The following is a 26214-nucleotide window of genomic DNA, read 5'->3' on the forward strand; positions in this document are numbered from 1 at the left end:
TGGGAATCAGAATCACGGAAGTGAGCGCACCGGGCTGCCCCCGCGGCTCAAGAAACTACACGGAAGAATTCCGGGAAATGGTGGCAGCGCAAGCTAACGACCCGGGAGTTCGATCGCTGAGGTTGCTCAGGAACACGGTCTGAACGCGAACATGGTCGCGAAGTGGCGACGTCAACGGTCGCCCTCGCCACCGGCGATGCTATTGCCGGCACAAGAATCATTTCTCCCGGTGCAAATCACGCTATCTACGCAGCACCCAACCATTACGGTGGAGTGCGGAGCGGTCCGGGTTCGCTTCGAAGGCAACCCTGATTTGGACGTGCTGCGCATTGTGCCGGCTAGCTTGCGTGACCCTCAATGACCCTAGGACCACCCACTGGCACACGTTTGTGGCTGAGGATGCGTGTGCGGTCGGAAGGTCAGCGGTAAATCTCACGCCGGTTGCCCAACCGTAACACCGTAATTGTGATGTGCGCGTCCTCGATCTGGCAGATCAGCCGCCAGTCACCAACGCGATACTTCCAGAATTCAACCAGTTCGCTGCCCTTGAGCGCCTCGCCGATCGCGCGCGGGTCGTTTATCACCGACACCCGATCCCGCAGAAACGCGACGATGCCCCGGGCGACCACGCGGTCCAGTTTTGCAAGCTGCTTTTCAGCGGTTTGTGAGACCTCAATCCGCCAGACCAAGCCGTGCCTCCACCTCATCCAGCCCAGCCGTCTGTTCCTTTGCCTGGATACGCTTAACCGCCCGCTCAGCCAGATAGAGGTCTTCCAGATCGTCCAGGTGTTGTAGAATGGCCTCACGCGCATAGAACGTCTTGCTGCGCCCGGTGCGCTTGGCAAGCGTCTCCAGGCGAGCTTTAATTTCTTCGGGCAGGCGGATGGCGAGCATGGTTAGCCTCCAGCAGTACGGATGTGTCGTTGGATTCGTGCGATACACGTATAACGCATATTAAACGCACTTCACTCAAGGTCCGCCTCGTCATCGAGCGCGGCAGGTCGGATTGTGGACGTAAAGACGGGGCAGATACGCGCGGCGCTGATGATGCATCAGGATGTCGACGACGCAAGTGCATAGCCCGGTTTGTTGGCGCAGATTCCTGTCGATGAACCCATCGATACGGTAGGCGGTGACGGTGCCTACGATACGAAGCAGTGCCATAGGGTGATCGCTGGGCGCGGCGCCACGCCATCAATTCCGCCGCGTGAAGGCGCGAAACCTTGGTCTGAGGGCACACCCGGAGCAAGCTGGCGCAATGAGGCGATCGACGACATCGCGCGAGATGGCCGAGGCGAATGGAAGAAGCAAAGTGGCTACCACCGACGTTCGCTGATCGAAAATACGATGTACCGGTATAAAACGCTCACGGGGAATTGTCTTTCGGCGCGCTGCATTGGTTCACAAGCGACGGAGGTCGCCATCCGTGTTGGCATCATCAACCACATGGTCACACTTGCACGCCCGCAGTCCGTGCGTAATTCATGAATTTAGAATCGTGGGTGTACGCCCGCCTGAACTGTCGATTTTTGCAACATGTATGGACGCCCCCGGCTTGTCAAACGATTCATTCCGCGATGGTTCGAAGGTGGAGATTGCAGCCGTGTATCCGGACTTCGTGTCAGGCTCATGCCTGCTGTCCCTGATGGAATTCGCTGGTCGGCGCCTTATCAACGCTGCGAGCTTCACGCTCGTGTTGCAAATCAGGCTTCTGCTAACCGCGGTCTGACCGTCTTGCCATCACTGTTTGATCGCCTGAGCAATCGGTGATATGGGAAATCTCTTATGAATGCGTTGGTGTCCTTGAATTCAGGTCTGCGTAGTTGGTCACGCCTCTGCAGACATGTAATCGGAACTGAAATCCCGATTGTGTGCGAGCAGCGCCCAGATGATGCGTGCGTTCTTGTTTGCTAGCGCGACGGCGGTCACATTGACATTTCGTCGTGCAAGCAACGTTTGGAGCCAACTGCCTGTTGCACCTTTGAGCTTCGCTCTGTAGATGACCGCACGGGCGCCGTGGATAAGCAATGTTCGCAGATAAGGGTCCCCTCGTTTGCTGATGCCAAGCAACACATTCTTTCCACCGCTCGAATTCTGTCGGGGAACGAGACCGAGCCACGCAGCCAACTGACGACCGCTGGAGAAGTTACGCGCGTTGCCGATGGTTGCGGTCAGCGCACTAGCAGTAATCGGACCGATCCCAGGGACTTTCGCGAGCTTGCAACTCAACTCACAACTCCGATGCCACGTTTCGATTTGGGCCCCGATTTCGTCGACTTGACGGTGGAGTTCCTTCAGGTGTTCCATCAATCGTTGCACGAGCAGACGGAACGTGCTCGGGAGTTCATTGGTCGCGTCTTCGATCAATTCCGGCACCTGCTTGGCAATGTGCGCAATACCTTGAGCTACAACCAGTCCAAATTCCGCAAGCAACCCTCGGATCTGGTTAGCCTGCGCGGTACGGGCTTTCACGAAGCCTTGACGTGCCCGATGCAGCGACAGGACAGCCTGTTGCTCGACGTTTTTGATGGGCACAAATCTCATGTTCGGTCGCGCGACGGCCTCGCAGATCGCCTCAGCATCTGCGACATCGTTTTTATTGGTCTTGACGTAGGGTTTGACGAACTGCGGCGCCATCAGACAGACCGTGTGGCCAAAGGACTGCAGTTTTCTCGCCAGTAGTGCGCACTGCCACAGGCTTCCATCCCAACAACGCTAGGCGGTATATTCGCAAAAAATTCAGCAACCTGAGCTCGCTTTAACTGTTTCCTGAGAGCCGTTTTGCCGCGCTCATCAACGCCGTGGACCTGAAACACATTTTTTGCCAAGTCGATGCCTATCGTCGTTACAGTCATGATGGATGCACCCGTTCGAGTGCCTGTTGTGAGCACCCACTTTGGCACATAGGTGCCGTTTCGGGTGGGGGCGTCCATTCCATTAACGCCTCGTTGCCCGATCAAAACGAAGTGCTCTGGCTGTTTGTGGAGAACGGGAGATGTCTGGCTTCGCTGGCAATCGATGGCGATGCTAGAACGCGCGTTGCTCACTTGCGATGGTTCATCGTTGACGATTTATTGCGGGGTTCCGGCATTGGACGTCAGTTGATTGCGCGTGCAATGGCATTTGTCGACACGCACTTTGACGATACGTATCTTTGGACCTTCAAAGCCTTGAAGCAGCGCGGCACTTATACGAGTCAGCGGGATTTCAATTGACGGACGAGGCAGAAGGCCAACAGTGGGGAGCCACCGTTGTAGAGCAACGATTCAGCCGGCCGTCAAGAAAGGGATCGCAGTTAGTTCGAACTCTCTCGGGTGGGAGGCGGTGATTCATTCAGGTCGGTGTATTCAACGGTCCCACCATTAACAAGCAGGATCTAAAGCGGCTGCGATTCAGTGACAAGCTTCTTGAAATTCAGGCGATTGTCCACGATCTGGCACTCGCTCCCGAGCGTCCGGAAATGGCCGAGCGGCGACAACAGCAATCCGATTGCTTAAGGACTAACCGGGTCCGCGCTGTGTCATCACGCGAGTCGATCAGAACCGATAACTAATCCCCAACTGCACCACCGGATACCAGTGGTACTTCTCCACTTCACGGGTCACTTTCTGCTCGGCCTGCAGAATGTTGTCCTGTGATGTGAACAAGCTGTAGATTGCCGGGATGTTGTAGTCCACATGCGGCCGACCATAGGCCGCACCAATGTCGAAGGTGAAGCCAAACCCCTTCGAAGCCGGCTTGTGCCCGTATCCCAGTCCGATGTACGGCATCACTGTCGGCAGCTTCGCCACTGCTGACGGCGCCGCGCCCACCGCGGGTACGAAATCATCGCCGATTTTGTAGTTGCCTTGCGCGTTTGGAACGGCGTGGGCTCTCAACTCGTCATCGTTGATGAGCGCACCGCCGGTAACTCGAAAGCCACTATTGCGAAACGGAAACAAGTCAAGATATACGCCGCCTTGCTTAAGGCTCAGATGCCCGTCGTACTTGTTTTCATCCACTGTTACCGAGTGCGAAAGACCGAAGCCTTCCACCTCTGCGTGTACGCCCGCCCATGTTGATAGCGAGTAGGCGGCCCCGAGACCTGCGCCCAATGTTCCAGCATGCGCATAGATTTCCTGCGCTTGCACGTTCGATGCACATACCGCCACACCCGCAGCCGCCGCTGCGCTCAAAAATTTCCTCACCGCCCCTCTCCTTGTTAACTCAAATTTTCAAGAAGTCGAGACTTTAAGGTTTCAGGATTCGATTCAATGCTGTGAATAGCGGCCGCTTTTGAGCGTAATTCGAAATAAGGAAAAATGACCGCACGCCGTTTTGCACAGCGGCCTGCAGCGCGTTCCTGCGCTTAATTTTCCTCTGATAAAAACTTGCGCCGACCGTTTTTAAGTGCCGCTCGAATTGCCTATCTTTCTGGCCGTTGTTCGGTGAATCGATTCGTTTCGCAGACCGTGATAATCCGTTTCACACTTGGGTTCCGCGGTTCATACGGTTACGCCGCTTTCCCCGCAAACCCGCTCAGTTATCTGGGGCACGCCCCGTTCACGATTCCGCGCAAACGCGCGGCAAGAAAACGTTTGGAGTTGGCATGGCTTTGTATCAAGGGATTCGATCTATCGCAGCGGCGGCTGTTATCACGACATCATTGTGTTTGAACGCCTGCGGCGGAGGCGGCGGCTCCGACGCGCCGGTTTCCAACGTGCTGAAACTTTCGACTGCGATTCAGAGCGAACACGTGGCCAAGTATGCCGGCGCATTCGGCATGCTCGCAGGTCCGGGCGTGGCGGCGATCTATACGTCGGTGGTGTCGTCCTTCGTGCAGGATGTGTCGTCTGCCACGGGTGCATCGAGCACGGCGTGCGCGGGGGGCGGTTCTGTCGATGTCGTCGCACAGAGCGCGGGCGCAGCCGGCCTGCAAGCGGGCGAGAGCGCGACGGTCACCTTCAATCAGTGCATTGGGCAAGTACAGGCAGCGACAGTCGCGAGCGACGCGAAGGCATCGGGCACGATCTCGCTTCAGGTCCAGAGCGCGAGCGGCCAGGTCGGCAGCAAGACCAGCAATTGGGCTTACACCGCCACCGAAACCGCCAACAACGTAACGCTGGTATCGGGCAAGGGAACCAATGTGCTCAATGGCACGATCAACATCGCCGTGTCCTTCGATGCAAGCACGGGCTTGACCACCACGACGGCGACCGCGCCTTCGATCACGATCAACCGCACGCAGAGCACGGCAACCTCGGGTGATGTGAGTGGCACGATCACCGTGTCATCACTGGCCATGACGCGCATCCACGGGACGAACCCCACAACGGATTCGGTCACGAGCAGCGCCGCAGTAAGCGTGTCAGCGAGCGATGCGGTCATTGCATTCAACGTGTCGACGCCGACTGCCGTCATGGTCACGGGCGGTGAACTTCAGCAAGGTGTCGTGCAGCTGACGACCAATGACACTGTCGAGACGTTATCTGCCGTGAACGCGAACATAGTTGGGATCACCGTGACCTCGGGCGGCAAGACTGCCAATTACACGGAAACCTACGCCGACTTCCAGTCGATCGCAGGCGGTTGAAGCGCGCTTTTCCACGCAACGCCGTTATCCGATCATAAATACAATGTGATGGACGTCCCCACCCATTGACGGCCTCGGTATGCCAGAGTGGAGGGGGCATTAACCACTCAAACCGGAGGGGAGGTCTACCATTAGATCGCGACAGTCGGGCTGACCTAGCCGGGAACGTATTTCAGGTGCGCAGATGCTGCTGATTGTCACGCAAAACTGACCACGGCTAACGTTGAATGACAAGTGGCTGCGAAGCCTTGTACCGATAGCTTCCGCAGTTCAAGGCTCGTTGAACCTCGAAACGAGGCTTGGGTGCCGGCCCGATCTTCAGGTTTTTTACCGCCTGGAAGGCTGCAGGATTGGAATCACATCCGGACGCAAGTCAAGGAAATCGATACCAGCGGCCGGTTCAGCGGCAAATGAAGCCCAATCAGGCCGAGCGGTGCACGCGTGATTAAGTGAGGCTGTGTTCTTATCATGCTCGTTCGTAAGTTCGGCAACTTCTTCACATGGCGTGTCTTTCGGCGCCTGAATGACCTCGGTCGGTTTGTTCTCCAATACAGATTTTTTTCTCATGTGAACATCCCTCGATAAAAGCGCGAGTTCGAAATAGAACTAGGCGCAAGCCGTTTCATAGGTCAAATTGCTCTTGTGTAATTTTGCACCTTTTTACGCCTGCCCTCACGGCACACTACAATCTAGCCCGCCGATGTCCCTCGATTCGTCCAGCAGACTGTCATGTACAAGCCGCTTTCCCATCTTCCCCTCGCCTTTCCCCTGCTGATCCTCGCCGCGTGCGCCGGTAAAGCGACGCCCACGCCGAGCTACCAGGCGGAGATGTTTTCCACCGGCGTAAGCCCGTTCGCGCACAACTACGACGCAACCAGCCAGGAAACCTGCGAAGCATCGCGCCGCGCGTTGCTAAGCCAAGGCTACATGACGACGATGGCCCAGCCCGATACCGTCGATGCCACCAAGAATTTCCAGCCAACGCCGGACTCGCACGTGGTGGTGTCCTTTCATGTGGTCTGCACGCCAGGCGAGAACGCGAGCAACACCAGCATCGCGTATGTGAACGCTGTGCAGGACGGCTATACGCTCAAGAAAAGCGATACATCGGCGAGCGTGGGGTTGAGCGTACTCGGATCGTTGTCGCTGCCGATCCGCTCGAACAGCGACTCCATGGTCAAGATTTCGAGCGAGACCGTACCGGCGGGCAAGTTCTACGATCGGTTCTTCGGTCTCGTCGGCCATTACCTGCGCACGGTGCCGCGCAGCTCTCCCATTCCCGGCGACGATGTCACCAGCCGGCCGCTCGCGCCATCGCTGATATTGAATTCGCCGGAGCTGACGCCAACGCCGATCGTCGTGCAGACGCCGGTGGTGAGTGTGCCGGCGCTGCCGGCTTCATCGCCAACGCCGGCGCCGTAAGACAGCGTCTCACTCCGGCACGTTCACCGAACCACCGCTAAAAGTGATCGCGTTGCCGCCCGGTGCAGCCGAGATCGCCGGCAGATTCGCCACGGATAACGCCGGCGCCGCCCCCGCCGCGCCGCCTCGCGGCACGGTGCGCACGACCTGCGAAGGCGGAAGCGGCGCGTTGTTTTTCAAGTGCGCCCACATCAGGTTCAGCGCCTGCAGGTTGTAGTAGTGCAGCGGGATGAATCGATTATCGAACCCCGCGACGCTCAGGAACGCATCGAAATGCTGGCCGTTCGTCACCTCGTAGAACGACAGATTGCTTGAATTCCCCTCGGCGAGCTTGTTCATGGCGGCGTACGGGCGCGACGCATGGTTGATCGGCACGAGCGTGTCCGAGCGGCCCTGCACGATGATCGCCGGCTTCCCGTGCAGGTTCGCATTCACGCGGATGGCATCGACGCTCGCTGTCATCCGAGCATCGCCATTGGTCCAGAGGCCGCGCACGCAGAACGCGCCGGCAAAGCTGGCATCGGCGGTGGCGAAGCGATGATCCGCCGCGCCGGAATTTCCCGCGTTATAGACGAGGTTGATGCCGTTGGTCGGCGGCACGCCGTTGCCGTTGCCGAAGACGGTTGGCATCGGCGAGACGAGCGGCGTCACGCCCGCCGCGCCGGTGAGCGCGTTGGTCGTGCCGAAGCTGAAGTTGCACAGGTTGTCCGTCACGCTCGACTGCGTGTACGCGTTGGCATACGTGACCGCGACCGCCGGCACCGCCTGCGAATCCCACATCGGCGCTTGCAGAAGGTCCGAGTCCGTCAGATATCCCGCCTGATGAAGCTGGGCCAGCGCGCTGTTCGCCTGGCTGATGATATCGCCGCCGGAAATCACGCCGTTGGCCGCCAGCGACACACATCGCGCCGTGCGGATTGCCGTCGTCGTAGTTAGCGGCAGCGCCGTCAGATAAGGCGCGCCCGTTGCTGCCGGGGCCAGCGCCGCGCAAGGCTGCAGCAGGTTCGCAAGCGACATGTAGTCGGCAAGCGGACGCCCGAACGAAGCCACCGGCACGCCGCCCTGACGCACGGACACCTGCGACGGAACCTTCAGGTTGATCTGCGGCTCGCCGACAACCACCGCCGTGATCCAGCCTTGCGTATCCTGCTCGGCCGCGGCGAGCGACGCGCCGCCGCCATTGCTCACCGACGCCGCTATCGTCGTCACGTCGCCGCGGTTGTAGCGCGTCTTGTGGTTGGTGCCATCGACTGCGCCGAAGGTATCGTTGAGCGCCCAGTACGCGAACTGGATGGCTTGCAATGTGTTCGTGCCCCAGTCCTTTTCCGGGTTCTGCTGCGAGTGGGCGTGCTTGAACGCGTACCGGTTGGGGAACTGCGTGTTAAATGCAGCGATGCTGGTCGCACCTGGATTGGCGGTGAATTCGCTGCTCTTGCCGGCACCCGTCGCGTTGGACAAGGTCCCGTCGATCAGCGTAACGAGGTTCGTCGCGAGTTCGTACGCGCCGTTGCCGCTGCCTTTGTCGGTATAAGCCACCGCGCAGCCGCGCTTCAGGCCCCACTCGCCCGCCGCCGATATCGCCCCATACACGCCGCGAGACCCCGACGATGCCGCCGTCACAATGCACGGCTGGTCCGGGTTGAAGCTCGCCGGAATCTGCACGAGGAGGCTCACGTTCTTCTTTCCGCTGCCATCGTCGGCGTATGCGAGATATTCCTTGCCTACGATCTTGCCTTCGCCGAGGGTATCGTTGCCGTTTAGATCGACATTGGGCCCCCAGAAACGCCCGTAGCCGCCGTTCGCGGACATGTCCACGAGCGCCCGATAATTCGAGTAGATCGCAAGCCGCCTGAGTTCGGCAGCCGTAGGCGAGGACGCGTTCGCAACCGAAGGCGCACTCGCCGATGCCAGCCCGCTCTTGCCCAGCCCGGCGGTCAGTAGGTCGTCGGTGTTGCCGTCGTAGGTTTGGGTGCGCACGCTGCCCGAGATGAAGCTCGGCAGTGAATTGGTCTGCGAGCCATGGTCGTCATCGTTGCCGTGGCACGCCGCCAAGCCTGCGCCAACCAGCGCGGCGAGCATCATGACTACCGGAAATCGCTTCATCGTGTCTCCCTGAATTTTTGTCGGTTGAACGCGCCATACGCCGACCACGACACAGCCCAATATCAAGCGGGAGAGCAATCCGCAAGGTCCGCGCAAGGTCGACGCAACCTCGTCACTCAACCACAAACCGATGCAGCGCCACTACCCGGCAATACCCGGACTACCAATACAAAACGGGTTCCGGCGCGCAAGGCGCTGGAACCCGTTCTTGAACCATTCGATTTCCCTCAAGCCGCGTCGTTACAAAGGACAACGCCGCGGCTTTCCGAAAGCCTGTAGTTCAGGCCTGCATCACGAACCGTTTTGCGGTGCGAGCGAAAGCTTGTTCGATACCGACTTCACGCCGGCCACGCCCTTCGCGATTTCTTCGGCCTTCGGGATCTGCGCGCCGTCCGGCACCGAACCCGTCAGGACGACTGCGCCGCTACGTGCGCGTACGAAGATGTTCGACACGTCGATGCCCTGTGCCTTGCCCAATGCACGGCGCACATCGAGACCGAGCTTGCGATCGGTCTTCTTCATGGTCTTGGCGTCAGCCTTCGCCGACATTGCGTCCGAGGGCGCAGCATCGCTTGATTGAGCATAGGCGCTCGATGCCACCGCGACGCACAGCACGACGCCCAGTGCCTTCAACATATCGACTGCTTTCATGGTTTCTCCTTTTGTTTCGCTTTGGACTTCGCAAGTTGTACTTCTTTGTGCTTCTTTTGAACCGCATCAACCCAGCGGCTTACTACGACATCTTGCGGTTTGCCGACTAACGGTGACCTCGAACAGTCGACGTAGACGGACGATACCGGCGATGCTGGCGACACGGCGTTGCGAGAGACTGGCGAAAAAAACGAATGTCCGGTGATTCTTGTACGGGTGTCATTGCGGATGTCACTCCGTTCTTTCGGGACACGCACTGCCGCACATCGTACGACGCTTCCGGTTCTGCACGGAGCACTTGCTCCGAAATGCCGGTTGGCGGCGCGGATGCTGGTTCTGCGGCGGCGAACGTCAATTTAATCCAGCCTTGCCAGAAGCGCAAAGCATTTAACACGATGACACGCATCCGTGCGTTTATCGTGACGCCCGATATGAAAACTGACGCTCGATGACCACGGCTTAGGGCGTGCCCCTGATTTCGGCGTATTGGCGTTCATGTAACATCGGCGACATTTCGGACCGGTCGAATAATGCGCCAAGCGCGGCGGTTTGCCTGTTTAGTGAACCAGGGTTTTCCCTTTTATAGTCTGCCTTCCATCGCGTCAAAGACCCGCAGCTGCAAGGTTTTATGGTGCCGCCGCGAGTCCAGTCTCAAGTCCTGCTTCAAATTCTGCCTTAGCAAACTCGACAATGATCCAACCTCCCGGCCAGAAACCCTCTCCCTCGGACAATCCGCCAAAGCCGCGCGTACGGCGCATTGCGCCTTCCATGGCGCGGTTTGTCGCCATCTCGTGGCGCGATCTTGCGATCTCGTTCGGCCCGATCCTCTTGATCAGCGCGGCTGCCATCTATCTCGCCGTGCGCCTGATCCAGCCCGCGCCGCCCAGTACGCTGACCATGTCCGCGGGCACGAAGGGCAGTTCGTTCTGGAACAACGCTCAGCAGTACAAGAAGATTCTCGCGCGCAACGGCATCACGCTGAACGTGCTGGAATCGCAAGGTTCACTCGATAACCTGCAGAAGCTCGAAGACCCGAACGCCAAGGTCGATGTCGCTTTTGTGCAGGGCGGCATGTCGGCGGCCGCCGCCATTGTCCCAGGCAGTGCGCCGGCCACATCCGATAAACACGACGACCTGGTGTCTCTCGGGAGCGTGGCTTACGTGCCCTTGGCGGTGTTTTATCGCGGGCCAGTGTTGACGCGGCTATCCGAGCTGAAGGGCAAGCGCCTTGCGATCAGCACCGAAGGCAGCGGCACACGCGCACTGGCGCTAGCGATCCTGAAAGCGAACGGGATCGAGCCTGGCGGCAATACCGAACTCTTGCCGCTCGCGGGCGACGCCGCCGCCGAAGCCCTGTCGAACGGCAGTATCGACGCCGCGTTTCTCACCGGCGATTCCGCCCAGCCGCCGACCATGGGGAAGTTGTACAGGACGCCCGGCATCCATTTCTTCGATTTCGCCCAGGCCGACGCCTACGCCCGCCGCTTTCCATACTTGACCGTCCTGAACCTGCCGATGGGCGCCTTCGACCTCGCCAAGAACCTGCCCGAACATCGCATCCGCCTGATCGCGCCCACGGCCGAACTCATCGCGCGTGAGGGTTTGCATCCGGCGCTCTCCGACCTGTTGATCGAAGCTGCGAAGGAGGTCCACGGCCGCGCGAACCTGATGCAGTCGGCCAACGAATTCCCCGCGCCGCTCGCGCACGAATTTCGCATCAGCGACGACGCCGAGCGTTACTACAAATCGGGCAAGGGCTTCCTGTACCGGACCCTGCCCTTCTGGATCGCGAGCCTGGCGGACCGGGTGATCGTGCTGCTGGTGCCGATCATCGTGGTGCTGATTCCGGGCTTCCGGCTCGTGCCGGGGCTCTACCGCTGGCGCGTGAGATCGCGCATCTACAAGATCTATGGCGCACTAATTGCGATCGAACGTGAGGCGATGACCGATCCGGACACCGCCCAGCGCGAAGCGCTGATCGATCGGCTGGACGATATCGAGGCAAAGGTGAATCAGATGAAAATGCCGCTCGCTTATGCCGACCAGTTCTATGTGCTGCGGGAACATATCGGCTTCGTGCGGCAGCGTTTGACCCTCGCCCAGACCGTCGCGCTCGACGCGCAGGCAGACAGCGTTGAGCACACCACGTAATATCGAAAGCTGAAACGACGGTAACCTGAGTTACAGGCGCCGCGTAATGAGCGTCATGAAGTGCATCACGAGGGGCATCGAAATGCCAGGGAGATTCAAATGAGCTCTTCGCCTTCCACCGATCCGCGCCAGCCGTACTTTTTTTTCGACTTCAATTCTCCCTTTTCATATCTGCTGCTGGAACAGCATGAAAAGTGGCCGAACATGCCGTTCGAGGTGTTGCCGATCGATTATTTGAAGCTGCTCAAGCACTGGGGTCAGCCGATGCCGGGCTCGATTCCGCCCAAGCGCGTCTTCATGTACCGCTACGCGCTGTTCCGTGCCGAGCAACTGGGCATTCCTTTCAAAATGCCGCCGTCGCATCCGTTCGACTCGTCCAAGGCGCTGCGGCTCGCGGTGGCTTCGGGCGGGGAAGTCGGCTGCATCCGCGAGATTTTCCGGTTCATCTGGAAACAGGGCCGCGATCCATCGACGGAAGAAGGGTTCGACGATCTCTGCCGCCATGTCGGTTTGCCCGACGGTGCAAAGATGATCGAGCTCGAGGACGTCAAGGCGACGCTGCAGGCGAACGTCGAGCGCGCAATCGAACTTGGGGTATTTGGCGTGCCGACCTTCGTGGTGAACCAGCAATTGTTCTGGGGCGAAGACACCTTGCCGATGGTCCTTTACGTGGCCCGGTCGCCGAACTGGCTGGAAGCGGCCGAAGTCCAGCGGATCAGCAACCTGCCGAGGATGGCGCCGCAGATGTAATCGCGCGGCGGAGCTGAAGCGCGACGGCGGCCGTTCGTATGCCGCGCATAGCGGCCACGCTATGGCGTGCGGGATCGGGCGGGCTTAACGTAACGGCTCCGGCGTGCATCGCCATGGTTTTCTGTGTAGCGCCCGCCCGAAAAACGCCTTGCCCATGAACGATCCCGCCGACTCCGACGATTCAAGCTCGACCGATTCCCTCGATATCTGGCTGATCCGCGTCCTGCAAACGCTTCTGACCGAGCGCAGCGTCACGCAAGCGGCAATGCGCCTGAGCCAGACGCAGCCGGCCATCAGCACGGCCTTGCGGCGTTTGCGCGATCTGCTGGGCGATCCGATCCTCGTGCGCGGCAAGCAAGGCATGGTGCCGACGGAATACGGCGCATCGCTGCTGCCCGCCACGCAGCGCGCGCTGCGCGAAGTGGAATTCGTCGCCACGCCGCACGGCATCTTCGATCCCGCCACGTCCCGCCGAACCTTCCGCGTGGCCGCGCCGGATTATCTGAACGACTTCTTCATGCCGACGATGATCCGCGCGTTCCGCGCCGCGGCGCCCAATGCGCGGCTGGAAATCGAATCGCTGAGCCCGACGCTCGACCACGAAGCCGCGCTCGATGACGGCGATCTCGATCTGGTCGTCGGCAACTGGGAAAATCCGGAATCGCGTTTCGCGCGCCGCGAATTGTTCACCGATCACTTCGTCTGCCTCATGCGCCGCGGCCATCCGCTAGCGCGGGAACCGCTCACAGCCTCGCGATATGCGCTGGCCGCGCACCTTGCGCCGACGGCTTATAGCGGGGCAAAACGGCATCCCATCGATATCGGTCTGGAGAGCGCCGGCATCAAGCGACGCATTGTCGCCACCCTTCCCTACTTTGGCCTCGTGCCGCAGACGCTGCTGCAATCGGACCTGATCTTCACCGCCACGCGCCGCTTTGCGTTGCATTACGCGGCGCTTTTGCCGCTGGTGGTGATGGAGTCGCCGATCGAGTTTCCACCCATCGAAAGCTACCTGATGTGCTTGCCCGAAGTCAGCCGTCCGACCGATCTGGCATGGCTGCAAGCGCTGATGAGCGACGTCTCCGGAGATCTCACCGGACAGCCCCCGCGCAATTAGAACCGGTAAGAATGCCGGTTTTGGAGGACATTCCATTTTTCCGAAAGTTTTCAGTCGAATCTGAAAATACTGCAATCCATTGTGAGACGGGGCTTCCGGAGTCTTAAGCGGTCGTAGAAATACTATTTACGTCGCACGGTTTGCCCAAACCTATGGGAAAATCACGCTTCTTCAGGAAGATCAACCCCGCACTTACCCCAATGTCCACCGAAGCCCCGCTGTCCCGCCGCGCCGATCTCGCCATTACCGGCCGGATTGTCGCCGTCGTCGCTTTCACGTTCATTTGTTACCTGACCATCGGCATTCCGCTCGCAGTGCTTCCGGGTTTCGTGCATCTGAATCTCGAATATGGTTCAGTGATGGCGGGCGTGGCGATCAGCGTGCAGTACTTCGCGACGCTGGCATCGCGGCCACTCGCCGGGCGCGCCGCCGACAGCATCGGTCCGAAGCAGACCGTCTTGCGCGGGCTGACCGCCTGTGGAATCAGCGGCGTGCTGTTGCTGTGCGCGGCGCTCGCCGAGCAATGGCATTCGGTGAGCCTCGCGCTGCTGATCGTCAGCCGGCTGGTGCTTGGATTTGGCGAGAGTCTCGTCGGCACGGGCGCGATCACGTGGGGTATCGGACGGGTCGGGCCCAATCAGAGCGGACGCGTGATCTCGTGGAACGGCATCGCCACTTATGGCGCGCTCGCGCTTGGTGCGCCGCTGGGCGTGGCGATGGAGCACACGCTCGGGTTTGCATCGCTGGGAACGTTCGTGATCGCGCTCGGCGGCCTCGGCTACTGGCTCGCTACGCGCATGGGTCCGGTGCCGGTGGTTCACGGCGAGCGGATGTCGTACAGGAGCGTGTTCTTCCGCGTATTGCCGCACGGAATGGGTCTCGCGCTAGGATCGGCGGGATTCGGGTCCATCGCCACGTTCATCACCCTGTTTTACGCCGCGCATAATTGGCCGAACGCCGCGCTTTCGCTGACTGTGTTCGGCACGATGTTCGTCGGCGCGCGATTGCTCTTCGCGAACACCATCAAGGTCTTCGGCGGCTTTCGCGTCGCTATTGTTTCGTTCGCTTTCGAGTGCGTGGGCCTGCTGATGCTCTGGCTTGCCGCCGACCCGGCCTTCGCGCTGGCCGGCGCCGCACTGACCGGCTTCGGCTTCGCGCTGATCTTCCCGGCGTTGGGCGTGGAAGCGGTCGGACTCGTTCCGCCAGCAAGCCGCGGTGCAGCGTTATCGGCGTATTCAGTGTTCCTAGACTTGTCGCTGGGCGTGACCGGGCCGCTGGCAGGGTACGTCGCCGGAGAATTCGGCTTCAGCTCGGTGTACCTGTTTGCGGCGATTGCATCGGCGGCGGGCGTGGCGCTGACCGTCGGGTTGTACATGCGCACCGGGCGCGGCCTGGGCGGTGCGGCTACCGCCTGACGGTTTTCGCGGTTGGCATCGCGCGTTGAAAACGTCCGCTTCGGCGGACGTTTCGCGTTGATCGGCTGCGTTCTGCGATATTCCAAGCCGCCTGATGGTTTCTGCTTACGAACGAAAGCAAACCGCCATTGCGCCGCTTGTCTTAGAATCGCCGCTTGGTCCTCACTTCCTGCGCAATATGAACTCCACATCGGAAGACCGCTGGCGCGATTTGCGCCCGGACCCGGACAGTGACACTCCGCTTTACCTGCAACTCGCCCGCAAGCTCGGTAATGCGATTCACGATAACCGCTGGAACGCCGGTGAAGCATTGCCATCCGAACGCGTGTTGTCGGAGGCGCTCGGGGTGTCGCGGATCACCTCCCGCAAAGCCATCGCGCTCCTGGTCGAACAAGGACTCATACGACGCACGCAAGGCGCGGGTTCGTTTATCACGCCGCGTTACGAAGACCCGCTTTCGCGTTTGTCGAGCTTCAGCGAAATGCTGCGCAGACGTGGATTTACACCCGGATCGCAGTGGCTTTCGCGCGTGATCGAACCCGCGAATCGCGACGAAGTGATCCAGCTCGGGTTATCGCCGGCGGCGGCCGTTGCGCGCTTGCGGCGCTTGCGAACGGCCGATGGCATTGTCATGGCGGTCGAGAATTCGACCTTTCCGGCAGCGCTGATTCCCGACCCGGACGCGATCGGCGATTCGCTCTACAGCTTTCTGGAACAGCGGAACTTGTCTATCGTGCGGGCCTTGCAGCATTTTCGCGCGGTGAATGCGAGCGACGAAATCGCCACGCAGATGGGCATCGCGCCACACGATGCGTTGCTGCTGATCACACGCGTGGGTTATACGGCCGATCAGCGCCCGATCGAACTCACCGATACCTACTGCCGCAACGATTACTACGACTTCGTTGCGGAGTTGCGAAAGTAATCATCACGTCCAGCGCGGCTCGTCCGTACCGATCTCGACCGGCGGCGAGAACCAGAATGGCGGCGTTATCGACATACGCTCGGGCGGCTGTGTGAGCGTAAGCGACCCGAACGGCGATTCGATGGTTTGAAGCACATCGCGCACGTCATCGATATTCGGATCGTGGATCTTTTGCCCGTCTTCGATCAAACCCATCGATTGCAGCCAGCGCCCCGTTCCCGCCAGCGATACCCGCACATGCCAGCTTCCGCCCTCCTCGGCGCGGCGTTGCAACGCGGTCATTGCGCCGAATGCTGCGAGATAGCCAGTCGCGTGATCAAGCGCCTGACACGGCAGATGACGCGGGTTCGTCTGGCCGGCAGCCTGGGCTTCGGTCCACGCAATACCGCTCGCCGACTGCACGAGGCTGTCGAAGCCACGGCGCTGCGACCACGGCCCCTTGTGTCCATACGCCGATACCGTCACGTACACGATCCCCGGCCGTTCCCGCGCGGCTTCCTCAGGGCCGAAGCCCTTGGCCTCGAGCGCGCCGGGCCTGTAGCCCTGCAGGAACACATCGGCGTCTTTCAGCAGCGCGCGCAAGGCGGTGCGGCCGGTTTCATCGCGCAGATCGAGGGTGGCGGAGCGTTTGCCGCGGCCGTTGTCGATAACCAAAGGCGCAATGTTCGGCAGATGCGGACCGTTGATCAAGAGGACATCGGCGCCGTGTTCGGCGAGCGTGCGCCCCGCCACCGGGCCCGCGATGATGCGGCTCAGATCGAGCACGCGAACGCCGGACAGAGGTCGCTCGCCGTCGCCAACGGGTTCAGGCGGTGCATCGCCAAGTCTGGTGATTTCAAGCAGCGGCGTTTCGGCGATGGCGCAGGCTTGCGGCAGCATCGACCATTCTTCCGGCGTGCGGATCAGCGCGGCGCAGAGGCCGGCGTCGGCGAGGGCTTCGTCGAGCGGGGCGCCGTCCCAGCGGCGGATCGCCTCGCTGACGCCGGCGTGATCGTTGGCGCAGCCGAGGAGCTTCACCACACCATCGCGATGATGCTTGAAGTTTGTGTGAAGCTGGATCCAGCGGCCATCGCGCGTTTCGTAGAAACCTGTCAGCGGATCGCGCAGCTCGGGCGCGCTATCTGCGTTGATGCGCAAGTAGCGTTCGCTGCGAAATGCGACTGCTGCGCGGCGGGCATGGAGTTCGACTTGCTGCATCTGGCCCGTGCGCTGCTGCAAGCAATCGGCGGCGGCCAATGCGCAGGCGCCAATACTCGCCGATGCCAGCGCGCTCACCCGATACACCGACGGCAACTGCCGCTCGTCACCGGAGAGCGTGAGGTGATTGAGCGTCTCGGGGTGACGGCCGGCGAGATGCCAGAGCGTCGTAAGGGGATTCAAGGCGAAATTCATGCCGGTGCCTCCTGATCGATGATTGCCAGCGGATCATCGGCGCGATTTTATGTAACGTGCCTTACATTCCGCACAAAGCGATCTAATAAGATGTGCGCTTGCGGCTTTGCATCGTTGCTTACGGCGAACGCGCTGACCGTCCGGGTCTGGGACCGGTCTGCTTCCGCTCCGGAAAAAAGCTAATGCAACACTAACTTAACCATCAATCGCATAATTAAAGCAAAATTGCGCAACTAGAAATTTTCGAGGGGAGTTGAATGAGTATTCATCCAGTTATTTTGTGCGGCGGCAGCGGTACGCGTTTGTGGCCCATGTCGCGCGGCGGTTATCCGAAGCAGTACCTGAAGCTGACCAGCGACAAGACGTTGCTGCAGCAAACGGCGTTGCGCCTAAACGGCATCGCGGGCATTACCGCGCCTATCGTGGTGACGAACAACGAGCAGCGTTTTCTCGTCGCCGAGCAATTGCGTGAGTCGGGCACGGTTCCGTCGGCTATCGTGCTCGAGCCGGTCGGCCGCAACACTGCGCCGGCCATCGCCGCGGCCGCCTTGCTGGCGCTGCGTTCATCGCCAGATGCGTTGTTGCTCGTGCTGCCGTCGGATCACGTGATCCTTAACGAACAAGCGTTCGCTCGCGTTACGGAAGCCGCAGCTGAAGTGGCGAAGGACGATTATCTCGTGACGTTCGGCATCGACCCGACCGAGCCACACACCGGTTATGGCTACATTCGCCGTGGCTCGAAGATAGGTGCAAACGAAGGTGCGTTCGGCGTCGCCGAATTTGTCGAAAAGCCGGATGCGGAGAAAGCTGCGCGGTTTATCGAAGAGGGCAGCTATTACTGGAACAGCGGCATGTTCATGCTGAAGGCCTCGACCTACATGGACGAGCTGCGCAAGTACGAGCCTGAAATCGCGCGTCAGACCACCCTTTCGCTGGAGCTGGCCAAACGCGACTACGATTTCGTGCGGCTCGACGCCGGCGCCTTCGAGGAATGCCCGAACGTATCGGTGGACTATGCGGTGATGGAGCGCACAGACCGCGCGTCGGTGATTGCCGCTGCCGATCTCGGTTGGAACGACATCGGTTCGTGGACGGCGCTGGCGGAAATCGCGCAGAGCGATGCACAAGGCAACACGTCGCTCGGCGATGTGCTCACCGAGAACGTGAGCAACTCGTATATCCGCGCGGAACACCGGATGGTGGCGGCGATCGGGTTGGACAACATTGTGATCGTGGAAACGGCGGATGCGGTGCTCGTGACGCACCGTGACAGCACGCAGGATGTGAAGAAAATCGTCGAGCGGCTGAAGGCGTCGGGCCGTACGGAGTCGGTGACGCATCGGCGTGTGGTGCGGCCGTGGGGGTCCTACGAGGGTATCGACCAGGGTTCGCGATTCCAGGTGAAACGCATTGAGGTGAATCCCGGCGCGCAGTTGAGCCTCCAGATGCATCACCACCGTGCGGAGCACTGGATCGTGGTGAAGGGCACGGCGATGGTCACGAACGGAGACCAGCAGATCATGCTCACCGAAAATCAGTCGACCTATATTCCGCTTGGCGTGACGCACCGCTTGCTCAATCCGGGGAAGATTCCGCTTGAGCTGATCGAGGTTCAGTCGGGTACGTATCTGGGCGAGGACGACATCGTGCGGTTCGAAGATACGTATGGGCGTGTGCCTGCGGCGGGTCGACCGTAAGCAGCACATATGCACTAGTCGATTTTGTTTCAGATTACATGCGCGCCCGGCCTCAAACCCGGGCGCCTTGCGTTCGAGCGTCCCGCTTCCGTGATTAGTGCCTGCCATGACTTGCGCATCGACGTAAAATCAGCCCACTCCTTCCGCCGGCCGCCTTCATGCCCGACACAATCCGCTCGAACGTTCCGTCCTCTCCCTCCCCGCAAGCGCTCACGATCATGCTGTGGCTCGTCGCCACCGGCTTTTTTATGCAGACGCTCGACTCGACCATCGTCAATACGGCGCTACCCGCCATGGCCCGCAGCCTCGGCGAAGCGCCGCTGCGCATGCAGGGCGTGGTGATCGCGTATTCGCTGACCATGGCGACCGTGATCCCGTTCTCCGGCTGGCTCGCCGATAAGTTCGGCACCCGGCACGTCTTCTTTAGCGCGATCCTCATCTTCACCATCGGCTCGCTGCTTTGTGCGAACGCGCATACGCTGATGCAACTGGTGGTTTATCGCGTCGTGCAGGGCGTGGGCGGCGCCATGTTGCTCCCAGTCGGACGGCTTGCCGTGCTGCGCGTCTTTCCCGCGGAACGATATTTACCGGCTTTATCGTTCGTAGCCATTCCCGGGTTGATTGGGCCGCTCATCGGGCCGACGCTGGGGGGTGGATCGTGCAGATTGCATCGTGGCACTGGATCTTCCTGATCAACGTGCCGGTCGGTGTGATCGGCTGCATTGCGACCCGGCTTTTCATGCCCGATAGCCGCAACCCTGCCACCGCCCCGTTCGATCTCGCCGGATATCTGTTGCTAGCCGTCGGCATGGTGGCGCTGACCATCTCGCTCGATGGCCTCGCCGATCTCGGCCTGCAGCACGCCATCGTGCTGGTGCTGCTGGTGTTGAGCCTTGCGTGTTTTGTGGCTTACGGGCTGCATGCGGTGCGCGTCCCGCAGCCGATCTTTTCGCTTGACCTGTTCAAGATCCACACGTTCAGTGTCGGTTTGCTAGGCAATCTTTTCGCGCGCATCGGCAGCGGCGCGATGCCTTACTTGTTGCCTTTGTTGCTGCAGGTGAGCCTGGGTTATTCCGCGTTCGAGGCGGGTTTGATGATGCTGCCCGTGGCGGCCGCGGGGATGGTATCGAAGCGGATCGTGACGAAGCTGATCATGGCGCGAGGGTATCGGCGGGTGTTGGTGGTCAATACGGTGCTGGTCGGGCTGACCATGGCGAGCTTTTCACTAACAAACGCCGAGCAGCCGCTTTGGGTTCGGTTGATCCAATTGGCATTCTTTGGCGGCGTCAATTCGATTCAGTTCACCGCGATGAACACGCTCACTTTGAAGGACCTTGGCACGGGGGGCGCGAGCAGCGGCAACAGTTTGTTCTCGCTTGTGCAGATGCTTTCGATGAGCCTTGGCGTGACCATCGCCGGGGCGGTTCTTGCGACATTCACGGGGATTTTGCCGAAGGTCACCGGGACGAATTCCCTTCCCGCTTTTCACGCTACGTTCCTTTGCGTGGGGATTATTACGGCTGCCTCAGCATGGATTTTCGCGCAGCTTGCGCCGGAGATTCGGGCAGTGAAAAGCGCTGAGACCGATCCGTCGGAGGCGCATTGATTCTCGATAGACGCTATGGCGCACGACTATGAGCATGAAATGCGTGTCGAGGTGCCGACCCAAATCGCAAACATCGGAAGCCTCCGTCACTTTCGAAACCCCGAACCTGTGCGAATGCGGGCCTCGCCCGCACCATGAATGTGCGCCCGTTACCCCACGAATGCCATACAAACGACGCGGAACGCCACCCGGCGTCCAATAGGCACTCCCGTCTCGAAATACCGTCAAATGCGCATATTTCTTGCTATTCCAACAGAGGTGCTGTCCTTTAAACTAAAGCGGTCCCTAAGTTTTTCCCACTCGAGCCGCGCTTGAACACCTGCCAAAAACACCATGAGCATGGTTGATATTGACCCTCCCGGCTTTCAGCCGCCCCGCCCTATCGCAGGCGACGAGGGCTCGCGGCGCACGGTTCTGTATGGCGAATACACTGTGTTCAGCGTGTTCCAGCCTGTGTTCTCGGTGTCGCACAGGCGCGCCATCGGATATCACGCATCACTGCGCGCCCGCGATGACACGGGCCGCCAAGTGCCCTCGCACGAGGTCTTCACACAGGCCGCGCGGCGCGGAGACCTGCTGGAACTTGGGCGCCTCGCCGAATCGCTGCATCTAGGCAACTTCTTTTCCTTCGACAGCAACGACGAGTGGCTCTTCCTGAGCCTTCACCCCGCTGCATTGATGGACACGAGTTATGGAGACGCGCTCCTCGCATCGCTAAAAAATGTCGGGCTGCCGCCGCAACGCGTGGTGCTCGAAGTGCCCGAACAGGCCGGCGGCGAGACGACGCGTTTTGCGGAAATCATCGATTCATTGCGCAAGTCCGGCTTCCTGATCGCCCTCGACGGCTTTGGCGTAAAGCATTCGAACATCGACCGCGTATGGCACCTGCGACCCGACATCGTGACGCTCGACCGATGCATCCTGCAGCAGGCAAGCGAGCATTCACACATCGAGCGCGTATTACCCGGGCTGGTTTCGCTGCTGCATGAATCGGGTCAGCTCGTCCTGATGGGGGGCCTGAGCACCGAACGCGATGCGCTCATCGCGCTGGAATGCGGCGTTGATTTCGTTCAGGGCGCGTTTTTCGCGGGCCCGAGCGCGGAAGCGGTCCAACCGCAAGCGGCGCAAGGCGTCGTGGACGCGTTGTCGGCGGCATCGCGTGAACGCGTGGCCGCACGTGAGCGTGCGCAATCAGCACGACTCGCCCCCTACGTAAGCGCACTGGAAAGCGCCGCAGCGCGACTTATCGAGGGCGCCGGTCTTGCCGATGCAACCCGAGGCCTACTCCAACTCCATGAAACGGCACGCTGTTTTCTACTCGATGCCTCTGGCCGTCAAATCGGCGACAATATTTTGCCGGCCGCGCGAGCATCGCAGCGGGCGAAGCGCTTTAGGCCGTTGCTGCATTCGGAAGGCGCGAGCTGGGAGCGGCGACCGTATTTCATCGAAGCGCTGCGCACGCCTGATCGCGTTCATCTGACATCGCCGTACCTGTCGATCAATGAAGCGCACTTGTGCGTGACGGCGTCAATCGCTGCATTAACACGGCGCGGCACCGAAGTACTGTGCGTGGACATAAACTGGGACGTGACAGCACAACGGCGCTGAGCCTACACCGTTTTTCGCCATGTTTCTATTTTCAGGCAGGGGCCGCCATCAGAGCAGCCTTCACCGTGCGGGCGAGGTCGCCGATCTTAAACGGCTTTCTAAGCACCGCGTACCCATCTACCCGATACTTCGATACATCCACGTCCGCATATCCTGTCGCCAGAATCACGGGCAATTGCGGGTGCGTGCGCTTGACTTCGGTAATCACTTCGAGCCCGTTCATGCCGGGCATCGCGAAGTCAACCATCAGCAGATCGGGGTTATCGTCGCGCAGCCGCTCAAGCCCAAGCCGCCCTTGCGCCGCTTCCGTTACGGTATATCCGAGCATCTTCAGGCAGTCGACGAGGAAGGTCCGTACATCGACGTCATCTTCAATAACAAGAATTCGCTGGTGTCCGTTTGAGCGCTCATCGTATGGCTCAGGCACAGCGACTTCAGTCTTTTGTCGCTCCCGCAACGGCAACCAAAGCTCGACGGTTGTGCCCTTGCCTTCTTCGCTGTAAATGCGCGCCGTCCCGCCCGCCTGCGTCGCAATTCCATACACTTGGCTCAAGCCGAGTCCCGTACCCTTGCCCACTGGTTTAGTAGTGAAGAACGGATCAAAGACGCGTGTCAGCAACTCCGGGGCGATGCCCGTGCCTGTATCGCTCACGCCGATCACTACGTACTGCCCCGCCGGGAGCGTTCCGTCCGGTGCGGCGCGCTGGTCAACGCTGATCGTCAGCAGGCCGCCGTCAGGCATGGCATCGCGTGCGTTAATCCCAAGATTTAGCACCGCGAGTTCGAGTTGGTTGGCATCGGCATCCGTCCAAGCCTCTTCTACATTGAAACGCGTGCCGAAATGAATTCCCGTTCCAAGCGATAACGTCAGCATGTCGCGCATGCCATGCAGCATGGAAATCACGTCGACGGCCTTGAGGTCCAGATTACTGCTGCGTGAAAACGTCAGCAACTGGCCGGTAAGCTTCGCGCCGCGCTCGGTTGCACGCTTCACGGTATGCGCCATTTTCTGCACGCGCTCATCGAGGCTCACGCGCGTGATCAGCTCTGCGTTGCCCATGATAACGTTGAGCAAGTTGTTAAAATCATGCGCAATACCACCGGTCAGTTGCCCAAGCGCTTCCATTTTCTGCGCCTGCACAAGCACAGCTTGGACCTTGGCGCGTTCGTGAATCTCCTTCATGAGTCGGTCGTTCACCGAGGCTAGTTCCTGCGTGCGCTCAGCGATCCTGCTTTCTAGAGTGTCGTTCAAACGCTCGACTACGAACTGGCTTGCGAGGATCTTTTCGTTGACCGCGTGTCTGTCGGTGACATCGAGCGATACGCCAATGATTCTTGTCGTCACTGCACCGGTCGCGTTATTGACGGTGCGCATGGGGTGGCCGCGTGATTCGACCCAACGTATTGATCCGTCCGGCCATATCGCGCGATATTCAAGCGTGAGATTCGTGTTCTCTTCAATGCAGCGTTCCAGCGCCCGCTGACGCATTTCGCGGTCTTCCGGATGAATTGCCTCCGCGAGTTGAGCGTATTCCACAATCGGTGCCTTAAGCCCGAAGATCTTGCGAAAAGCCTCGGTCGAACGTAGTGCACCGGTCTCGACATCGAGTTCCCACGATCCGAGCCGCCCTGCCGCCAAGGCGAGATGCAAGCGCTCCTGCGATTCAACGCGTTCGACAAGCTGACGCCGTGCCTCGTATTGCCTCAATCGCGCCCGCAACGAGGATGCCACCGCGCGCCGCAGCGTTTCGGCGTGCAGCGGCCGCTCGAGTACGACTACATTGCCGAGCTTCTCAAGCAATTCGAGCGCATGCTTCGGGCGGCGTTCCGTGCGTTTCGTAGCAAGAAGAATCAGCGGAAAATCAGACCAGGTCGGCTGCTGTTCGAGCCACTGGAAGAGCTGCGGCATGTCGTCGTCTGTGAGGGCTTCCTCAGCGATTAACGCCGTGCCGGCACCTGCACGCAGTTCAGCGTTAAGTGTCGCTGCGTCAGTGCATACGAGACATTTGAGGACGTCACGACTCAACACTTCACTGATGACATCGGCGTCTCGGCCGCGGGGGGCAAGGATCAGGACTCGGCTCTCCACGGCTACGAGTCCTGACGGTCAACGCGCCCAAGGATCTTGGTGTCGCCGCGATACGACGGCAATCCGGCTAGCACGCCATCAAAATCGCGCAGCGCTTCGCTGACTTCAATTCCGCCGAGAGCCAGTCTGAATTGTCGGATTGTGCGTTCATGCGCGCTACCGCGACTTTTGACGGCCGCAAGCGCGGTAAGGACTTCGCCCTGATGTTCGAAGTAGCGAAACAGAATCATGGAATCGCTTAGATAGCTGATATCGATATCCGTCTCCACCTCGCCCACGATTCCATGCTGCCCAAGCACGAGCATGGTCACGACGCCACGCTGGTTCAAATAGCCGAGCAGTTCGTGCATCTGCAGCAACAGATAGCGCTCGCCGGGCATCGCTTGAAGATAAGCATTCAAACTGTCGATGGCCACATAGCGTACGCCATCCTCTTCCACCGCGACACGGACGTCGCTAGTGAACTGTCCCGGCGACATTTCTGCAGGATCGATCTGGCGCAAAGTCAACTGGCCGCTATTAAGAAACGGGGAGAGGTCCATGCCGAGCGCCTTCGAACGCAGCAAAAGCGTACGTAGGGTTTCATCGAAGAGGTAGTACATACAGCGCTCGCCGCGCTTCAACGCCGCCAACAGGCAACCGACCACCGTGGTAGTTTTACCTACACCAGAAGGTCCGATCAGCAACGTATTGGTGCCGGGGATCAAGCCGCCGCCAAGCAGCACGTCGAGGCCCTCCGATCCCGTACTCAACGGCGTGCTGGAAAACTCGGCGTGGTGTTCGGCCGCAACCAAGCGCGGATACACATCGATACCGCCCGTTTCCAAGGTGAAATCGTGAAACCCCTCGCGGAACTTCAAGCCTCGCATCTTTGCCACGCGTAATCGGCGGCGCGCGCCGCCATAATCGTGTACGAGCGTATCCAGGCTGACTACCCCATGGGCGATGCTGTGCAGCTGAAGATCGCTAGGGTCGGAGGTATTGTCGTCGAGAAGCAGGACCGTGCATTCGCGAGTGGCGAAATAGCGCTTCAGCGCGAGTATTTGCCGACGGTATCGAAGCGGATTTTGCGAGAGCAGCCGCAGCTCAGACAAACTGTCCAGAACGATCCTCACAGGCTTGATCGCCTCGACCTGATGCATCACGTTTTTAACAGTCTCGCCAAGCTCGACTTCTGCGGGATGCAGGATCGACTGCTCGTACTCGGGGTCCAGTCCTTCGTCTGACAGCAATTCAACAATTGAAATAGCGTCGACTTCCCAGCCATGCGCGTGGGCAACAGCGAGCAGTTCCGAGCGCGTCTCAGACAGCGTGATAAACAGCCCGGCCTCGCCCAACGCCGCGCCCTTGAGTAAAAATTGCAGCGCAAGGGTAGTTTTGCCCGCCCCTGGTGAACCCTCCACCAGATACACGCGGTTCGGCGTCAGGCCCCCACCAAGAATGTCATCAAGCCCATCGACGCCCGTTGACATTCGCAGCGACGACGGCGGCGCAAGGCGTTTAGTTTTCATAGTAGTAAATATTTATGTGCACGCTGTCGAATTACCGCAAAATTAGAGCAAATAGCAGGCCCGCGAGTACTCATTGCTGCTCACATCGACACGACATTTTTTGGGGCGACGGAAAATCGACGAGGCAAGATGGAGGCCTCGCCGCTACGGGTCGTGGTGCGTCGATATAAAACAGGACACCGACTACCGCCTTGCGTGAGCCTAG

18 protein-coding genes and 4 pseudogenes are annotated in these 26214 nt (G+C 59.9%); 12 read left to right on the forward strand and 10 right to left on the reverse strand.

Features of this window, described 5'->3' with window-relative positions; genetic code table 11:
• Window positions 1–419: 419 nt before the first annotated feature.
• Together AX768_RS12265 and relB are read right to left on the reverse strand one after the other, a co-directional pair.
• A complete protein-coding gene (locus AX768_RS12265) occupies window positions 420–689 on the reverse strand; it encodes a type II toxin-antitoxin system RelE family toxin (protein ID WP_062000967.1) in 270 nt (89 codons plus the stop codon).
• On the reverse strand, window positions 673–894 hold the full coding sequence (gene relB / locus AX768_RS12270) for a type II toxin-antitoxin system RelB family antitoxin (RefSeq protein ID WP_062000184.1): 222 nt from the start codon (window positions 892–894) through the stop codon (window positions 673–675). The genes AX768_RS12265 and relB overlap by 17 nt, the downstream gene beginning before the upstream one ends.
• Window positions 895–1008: 114 nt before the next feature.
• Between relB and AX768_RS12275 the strand changes: the two are divergent.
• Window positions 1009–1488: pseudogene (locus AX768_RS12275) on the forward strand (IS5 family transposase); the annotation flags it as partial.
• Window positions 1489–1827: 339 nt separating this feature from the next.
• Here the strand turns inward: AX768_RS12275 and AX768_RS12285 are convergent.
• Window positions 1828–2855 (reverse strand): annotated as a pseudogene (locus tag AX768_RS12285) (IS110 family transposase).
• Window positions 2856–2966: 111 nt separating this feature from the next.
• Here AX768_RS12285 and AX768_RS12290 point away from each other — a divergent pair.
• Window positions 2967–3328 (forward strand): annotated as a pseudogene (locus tag AX768_RS12290) (GNAT family N-acetyltransferase); the annotation flags it as partial.
• A 208-nt stretch (window positions 3329–3536) separates the two neighbouring features.
• Here AX768_RS12290 and AX768_RS12295 read toward each other — a convergent pair.
• Entirely contained in the window at window positions 3537–4187 is a 651-nt protein-coding gene (locus tag AX768_RS12295) for a hypothetical protein (RefSeq protein ID WP_062000186.1), read from the reverse strand.
• Between the two features lie 401 nt (window positions 4188–4588).
• Between AX768_RS12295 and AX768_RS12300 the strand changes: the two genes are divergently transcribed.
• On the forward strand, window positions 4589–5572 hold the full coding sequence (locus tag AX768_RS12300) for a hypothetical protein (protein WP_062000187.1): 984 nt from the start codon (window positions 4589–4591) through the stop codon (window positions 5570–5572).
• A gap of 327 nt (window positions 5573–5899) precedes the next feature.
• Here AX768_RS12300 and AX768_RS12305 read toward each other — a convergent pair whose 3' ends face one another.
• Entirely contained in the window at window positions 5900–6139 is a 240-nt protein-coding gene (locus tag AX768_RS12305) for a hypothetical protein (RefSeq protein WP_062000188.1), read from the reverse strand.
• A 162-nt stretch (window positions 6140–6301) separates the two neighbouring features.
• Here AX768_RS12305 and AX768_RS12310 point away from each other — a divergent pair, with 162 nt between their 5' ends.
• Complete coding sequence (locus tag AX768_RS12310; RefSeq protein ID WP_062000189.1) at window positions 6302–6994, forward strand: DUF2242 domain-containing protein; 693 nt, start codon at window positions 6302–6304, stop codon at window positions 6992–6994.
• A gap of 9 nt (window positions 6995–7003) precedes the next feature.
• On the opposite strand, the gene AX768_RS12315 is transcribed toward AX768_RS12310, so the two are convergent.
• Complete coding sequence (locus tag AX768_RS12315; RefSeq protein ID WP_062000190.1) at window positions 7004–9097, reverse strand: D-(-)-3-hydroxybutyrate oligomer hydrolase; 2094 nt, start codon at window positions 9095–9097, stop codon at window positions 7004–7006.
• Window positions 9098–9388: 291 nt separating this feature from the next.
• Window positions 9389–9748, reverse strand: coding sequence for a BON domain-containing protein (locus AX768_RS12320; protein WP_062000191.1), 360 nt, complete (start codon window positions 9746–9748; stop codon window positions 9389–9391).
• A gap of 690 nt (window positions 9749–10438) precedes the next feature.
• Between AX768_RS12320 and AX768_RS12325 the strand changes: the two genes are divergently transcribed.
• The 5 genes from AX768_RS12325 (at window position 10439) to AX768_RS12345 (ending at window position 16106) form a co-directional block, all read left to right on the forward strand.
• Window positions 10439–11899 (forward strand): TAXI family TRAP transporter solute-binding subunit, encoded by a 1461-nt coding sequence (locus AX768_RS12325; protein WP_062000192.1) that lies wholly within the window; start codon window positions 10439–10441, stop codon window positions 11897–11899.
• Window positions 11900–11998: 99 nt separating this feature from the next.
• Entirely contained in the window at window positions 11999–12649 is a 651-nt protein-coding gene (locus AX768_RS12330; RefSeq protein WP_062000193.1) for a 2-hydroxychromene-2-carboxylate isomerase, read from the forward strand.
• Window positions 12650–12803: 154 nt separating this feature from the next.
• Window positions 12804–13766 carry a LysR family transcriptional regulator gene (locus AX768_RS12335; RefSeq protein WP_062000194.1) on the forward strand — a complete coding sequence of 321 codons (963 nt, stop codon included), beginning with the start codon at window positions 12804–12806 and terminating at the stop codon, window positions 13764–13766.
• A 200-nt stretch (window positions 13767–13966) separates the two neighbouring features.
• Complete coding sequence (locus AX768_RS12340; RefSeq protein WP_062000195.1) at window positions 13967–15181, forward strand: MFS transporter; 1215 nt, start codon at window positions 13967–13969, stop codon at window positions 15179–15181.
• Between the two features lie 178 nt (window positions 15182–15359).
• Complete coding sequence (locus tag AX768_RS12345; protein ID WP_062000968.1) at window positions 15360–16106, forward strand: GntR family transcriptional regulator; 747 nt, start codon at window positions 15360–15362, stop codon at window positions 16104–16106.
• A 3-nt stretch (window positions 16107–16109) separates the two neighbouring features.
• On the opposite strand, the gene AX768_RS12350 is transcribed toward AX768_RS12345, so the two are convergent.
• Entirely contained in the window at window positions 16110–17498 is a 1389-nt protein-coding gene (locus AX768_RS12350; protein ID WP_062000196.1) for a CoA transferase, read from the reverse strand.
• A 257-nt stretch (window positions 17499–17755) separates the two neighbouring features.
• On the opposite strand from AX768_RS12350, the gene AX768_RS12355 reads away from it, so the two are divergent.
• The 3 genes and pseudogenes from AX768_RS12355 to AX768_RS12365 all read left to right on the forward strand — a co-directional run bounded on the left by AX768_RS12355 (window position 17756) and on the right by AX768_RS12365 (window position 22409).
• Complete coding sequence (locus AX768_RS12355; protein WP_062000197.1) at window positions 17756–19195, forward strand: mannose-1-phosphate guanylyltransferase/mannose-6-phosphate isomerase; 1440 nt, start codon at window positions 17756–17758, stop codon at window positions 19193–19195.
• 158 nt (window positions 19196–19353) lie between these two features.
• Window positions 19354–20801: pseudogene (gene mdtD / locus AX768_RS12360) on the forward strand (multidrug transporter subunit MdtD).
• Between the two features lie 333 nt (window positions 20802–21134).
• A complete protein-coding gene (locus AX768_RS12365; protein ID WP_062000198.1) occupies window positions 21135–22409 on the forward strand; it encodes an EAL domain-containing protein in 1275 nt (424 codons plus the stop codon).
• Between the two features lie 31 nt (window positions 22410–22440).
• On the opposite strand, the gene AX768_RS12370 is transcribed toward AX768_RS12365, so the two are convergent.
• Together AX768_RS12370 and AX768_RS12375 are read right to left on the reverse strand one after the other, a co-directional pair.
• Window positions 22441–24498: a hybrid sensor histidine kinase/response regulator gene (locus AX768_RS12370; RefSeq protein WP_062000199.1), complete on the reverse strand. Its 2058-nt coding sequence runs from the start codon at window positions 24496–24498 to the stop codon at window positions 22441–22443.
• A 2-nt stretch (window positions 24499–24500) separates the two neighbouring features.
• Window positions 24501–25970, reverse strand: coding sequence for an ATPase domain-containing protein (locus AX768_RS12375; RefSeq protein ID WP_231941271.1), 1470 nt, complete (start codon window positions 25968–25970; stop codon window positions 24501–24503).
• Window positions 25971–26214: the final 244 nt, after the last annotated feature.

This window comes from Burkholderia sp. PAMC 28687, from assembly GCF_001577465.1.
In the GTDB taxonomy this organism is placed as follows: Bacteria; Pseudomonadota; Gammaproteobacteria; order Burkholderiales; family Burkholderiaceae; genus Caballeronia.

Coding starts and splice junctions, on each gene's coding strand:
- relB (WP_062000184.1), bottom strand. CDS start 894: ATGCTCGCCATCCGCCTGCCCGAAGAAATTAAAGCTCGCCTGGAGACG.
- AX768_RS12300 (WP_062000187.1), top strand. CDS start 4,589: ATGGCTTTGTATCAAGGGATTCGATCTATCGCAGCGGCGGCTGTTATC.
- AX768_RS12305 (WP_062000188.1), bottom strand. CDS start 6,139: ATGAGAAAAAAATCTGTATTGGAGAACAAACCGACCGAGGTCATTCAG.
- AX768_RS12310 (WP_062000189.1), top strand. CDS start 6,302: ATGTACAAGCCGCTTTCCCATCTTCCCCTCGCCTTTCCCCTGCTGATC.
- AX768_RS12315 (WP_062000190.1), bottom strand. CDS start 9,097: ATGAAGCGATTTCCGGTAGTCATGATGCTCGCCGCGCTGGTTGGCGCA.
- AX768_RS12320 (WP_062000191.1), bottom strand. CDS start 9,748: ATGAAAGCAGTCGATATGTTGAAGGCACTGGGCGTCGTGCTGTGCGTC.
- AX768_RS12325 (WP_062000192.1), top strand. CDS start 10,439: ATGATCCAACCTCCCGGCCAGAAACCCTCTCCCTCGGACAATCCGCCA.
- AX768_RS12330 (WP_062000193.1), top strand. CDS start 11,999: ATGAGCTCTTCGCCTTCCACCGATCCGCGCCAGCCGTACTTTTTTTTC.
- AX768_RS12335 (WP_062000194.1), top strand. CDS start 12,804: ATGAACGATCCCGCCGACTCCGACGATTCAAGCTCGACCGATTCCCTC.
- AX768_RS12340 (WP_062000195.1), top strand. CDS start 13,967: ATGTCCACCGAAGCCCCGCTGTCCCGCCGCGCCGATCTCGCCATTACC.
- AX768_RS12345 (WP_062000968.1), top strand. CDS start 15,360: ATGAACTCCACATCGGAAGACCGCTGGCGCGATTTGCGCCCGGACCCG.
- AX768_RS12350 (WP_062000196.1), bottom strand. CDS start 17,498: ATGAATTTCGCCTTGAATCCCCTTACGACGCTCTGGCATCTCGCCGGC.
- AX768_RS12355 (WP_062000197.1), top strand. CDS start 17,756: ATGAGTATTCATCCAGTTATTTTGTGCGGCGGCAGCGGTACGCGTTTG.
- AX768_RS12365 (WP_062000198.1), top strand. CDS start 21,135: ATGAGCATGGTTGATATTGACCCTCCCGGCTTTCAGCCGCCCCGCCCT.
- AX768_RS12375 (WP_231941271.1), bottom strand. CDS start 25,970: ATGTCAACGGGCGTCGATGGGCTTGATGACATTCTTGGTGGGGGCCTG.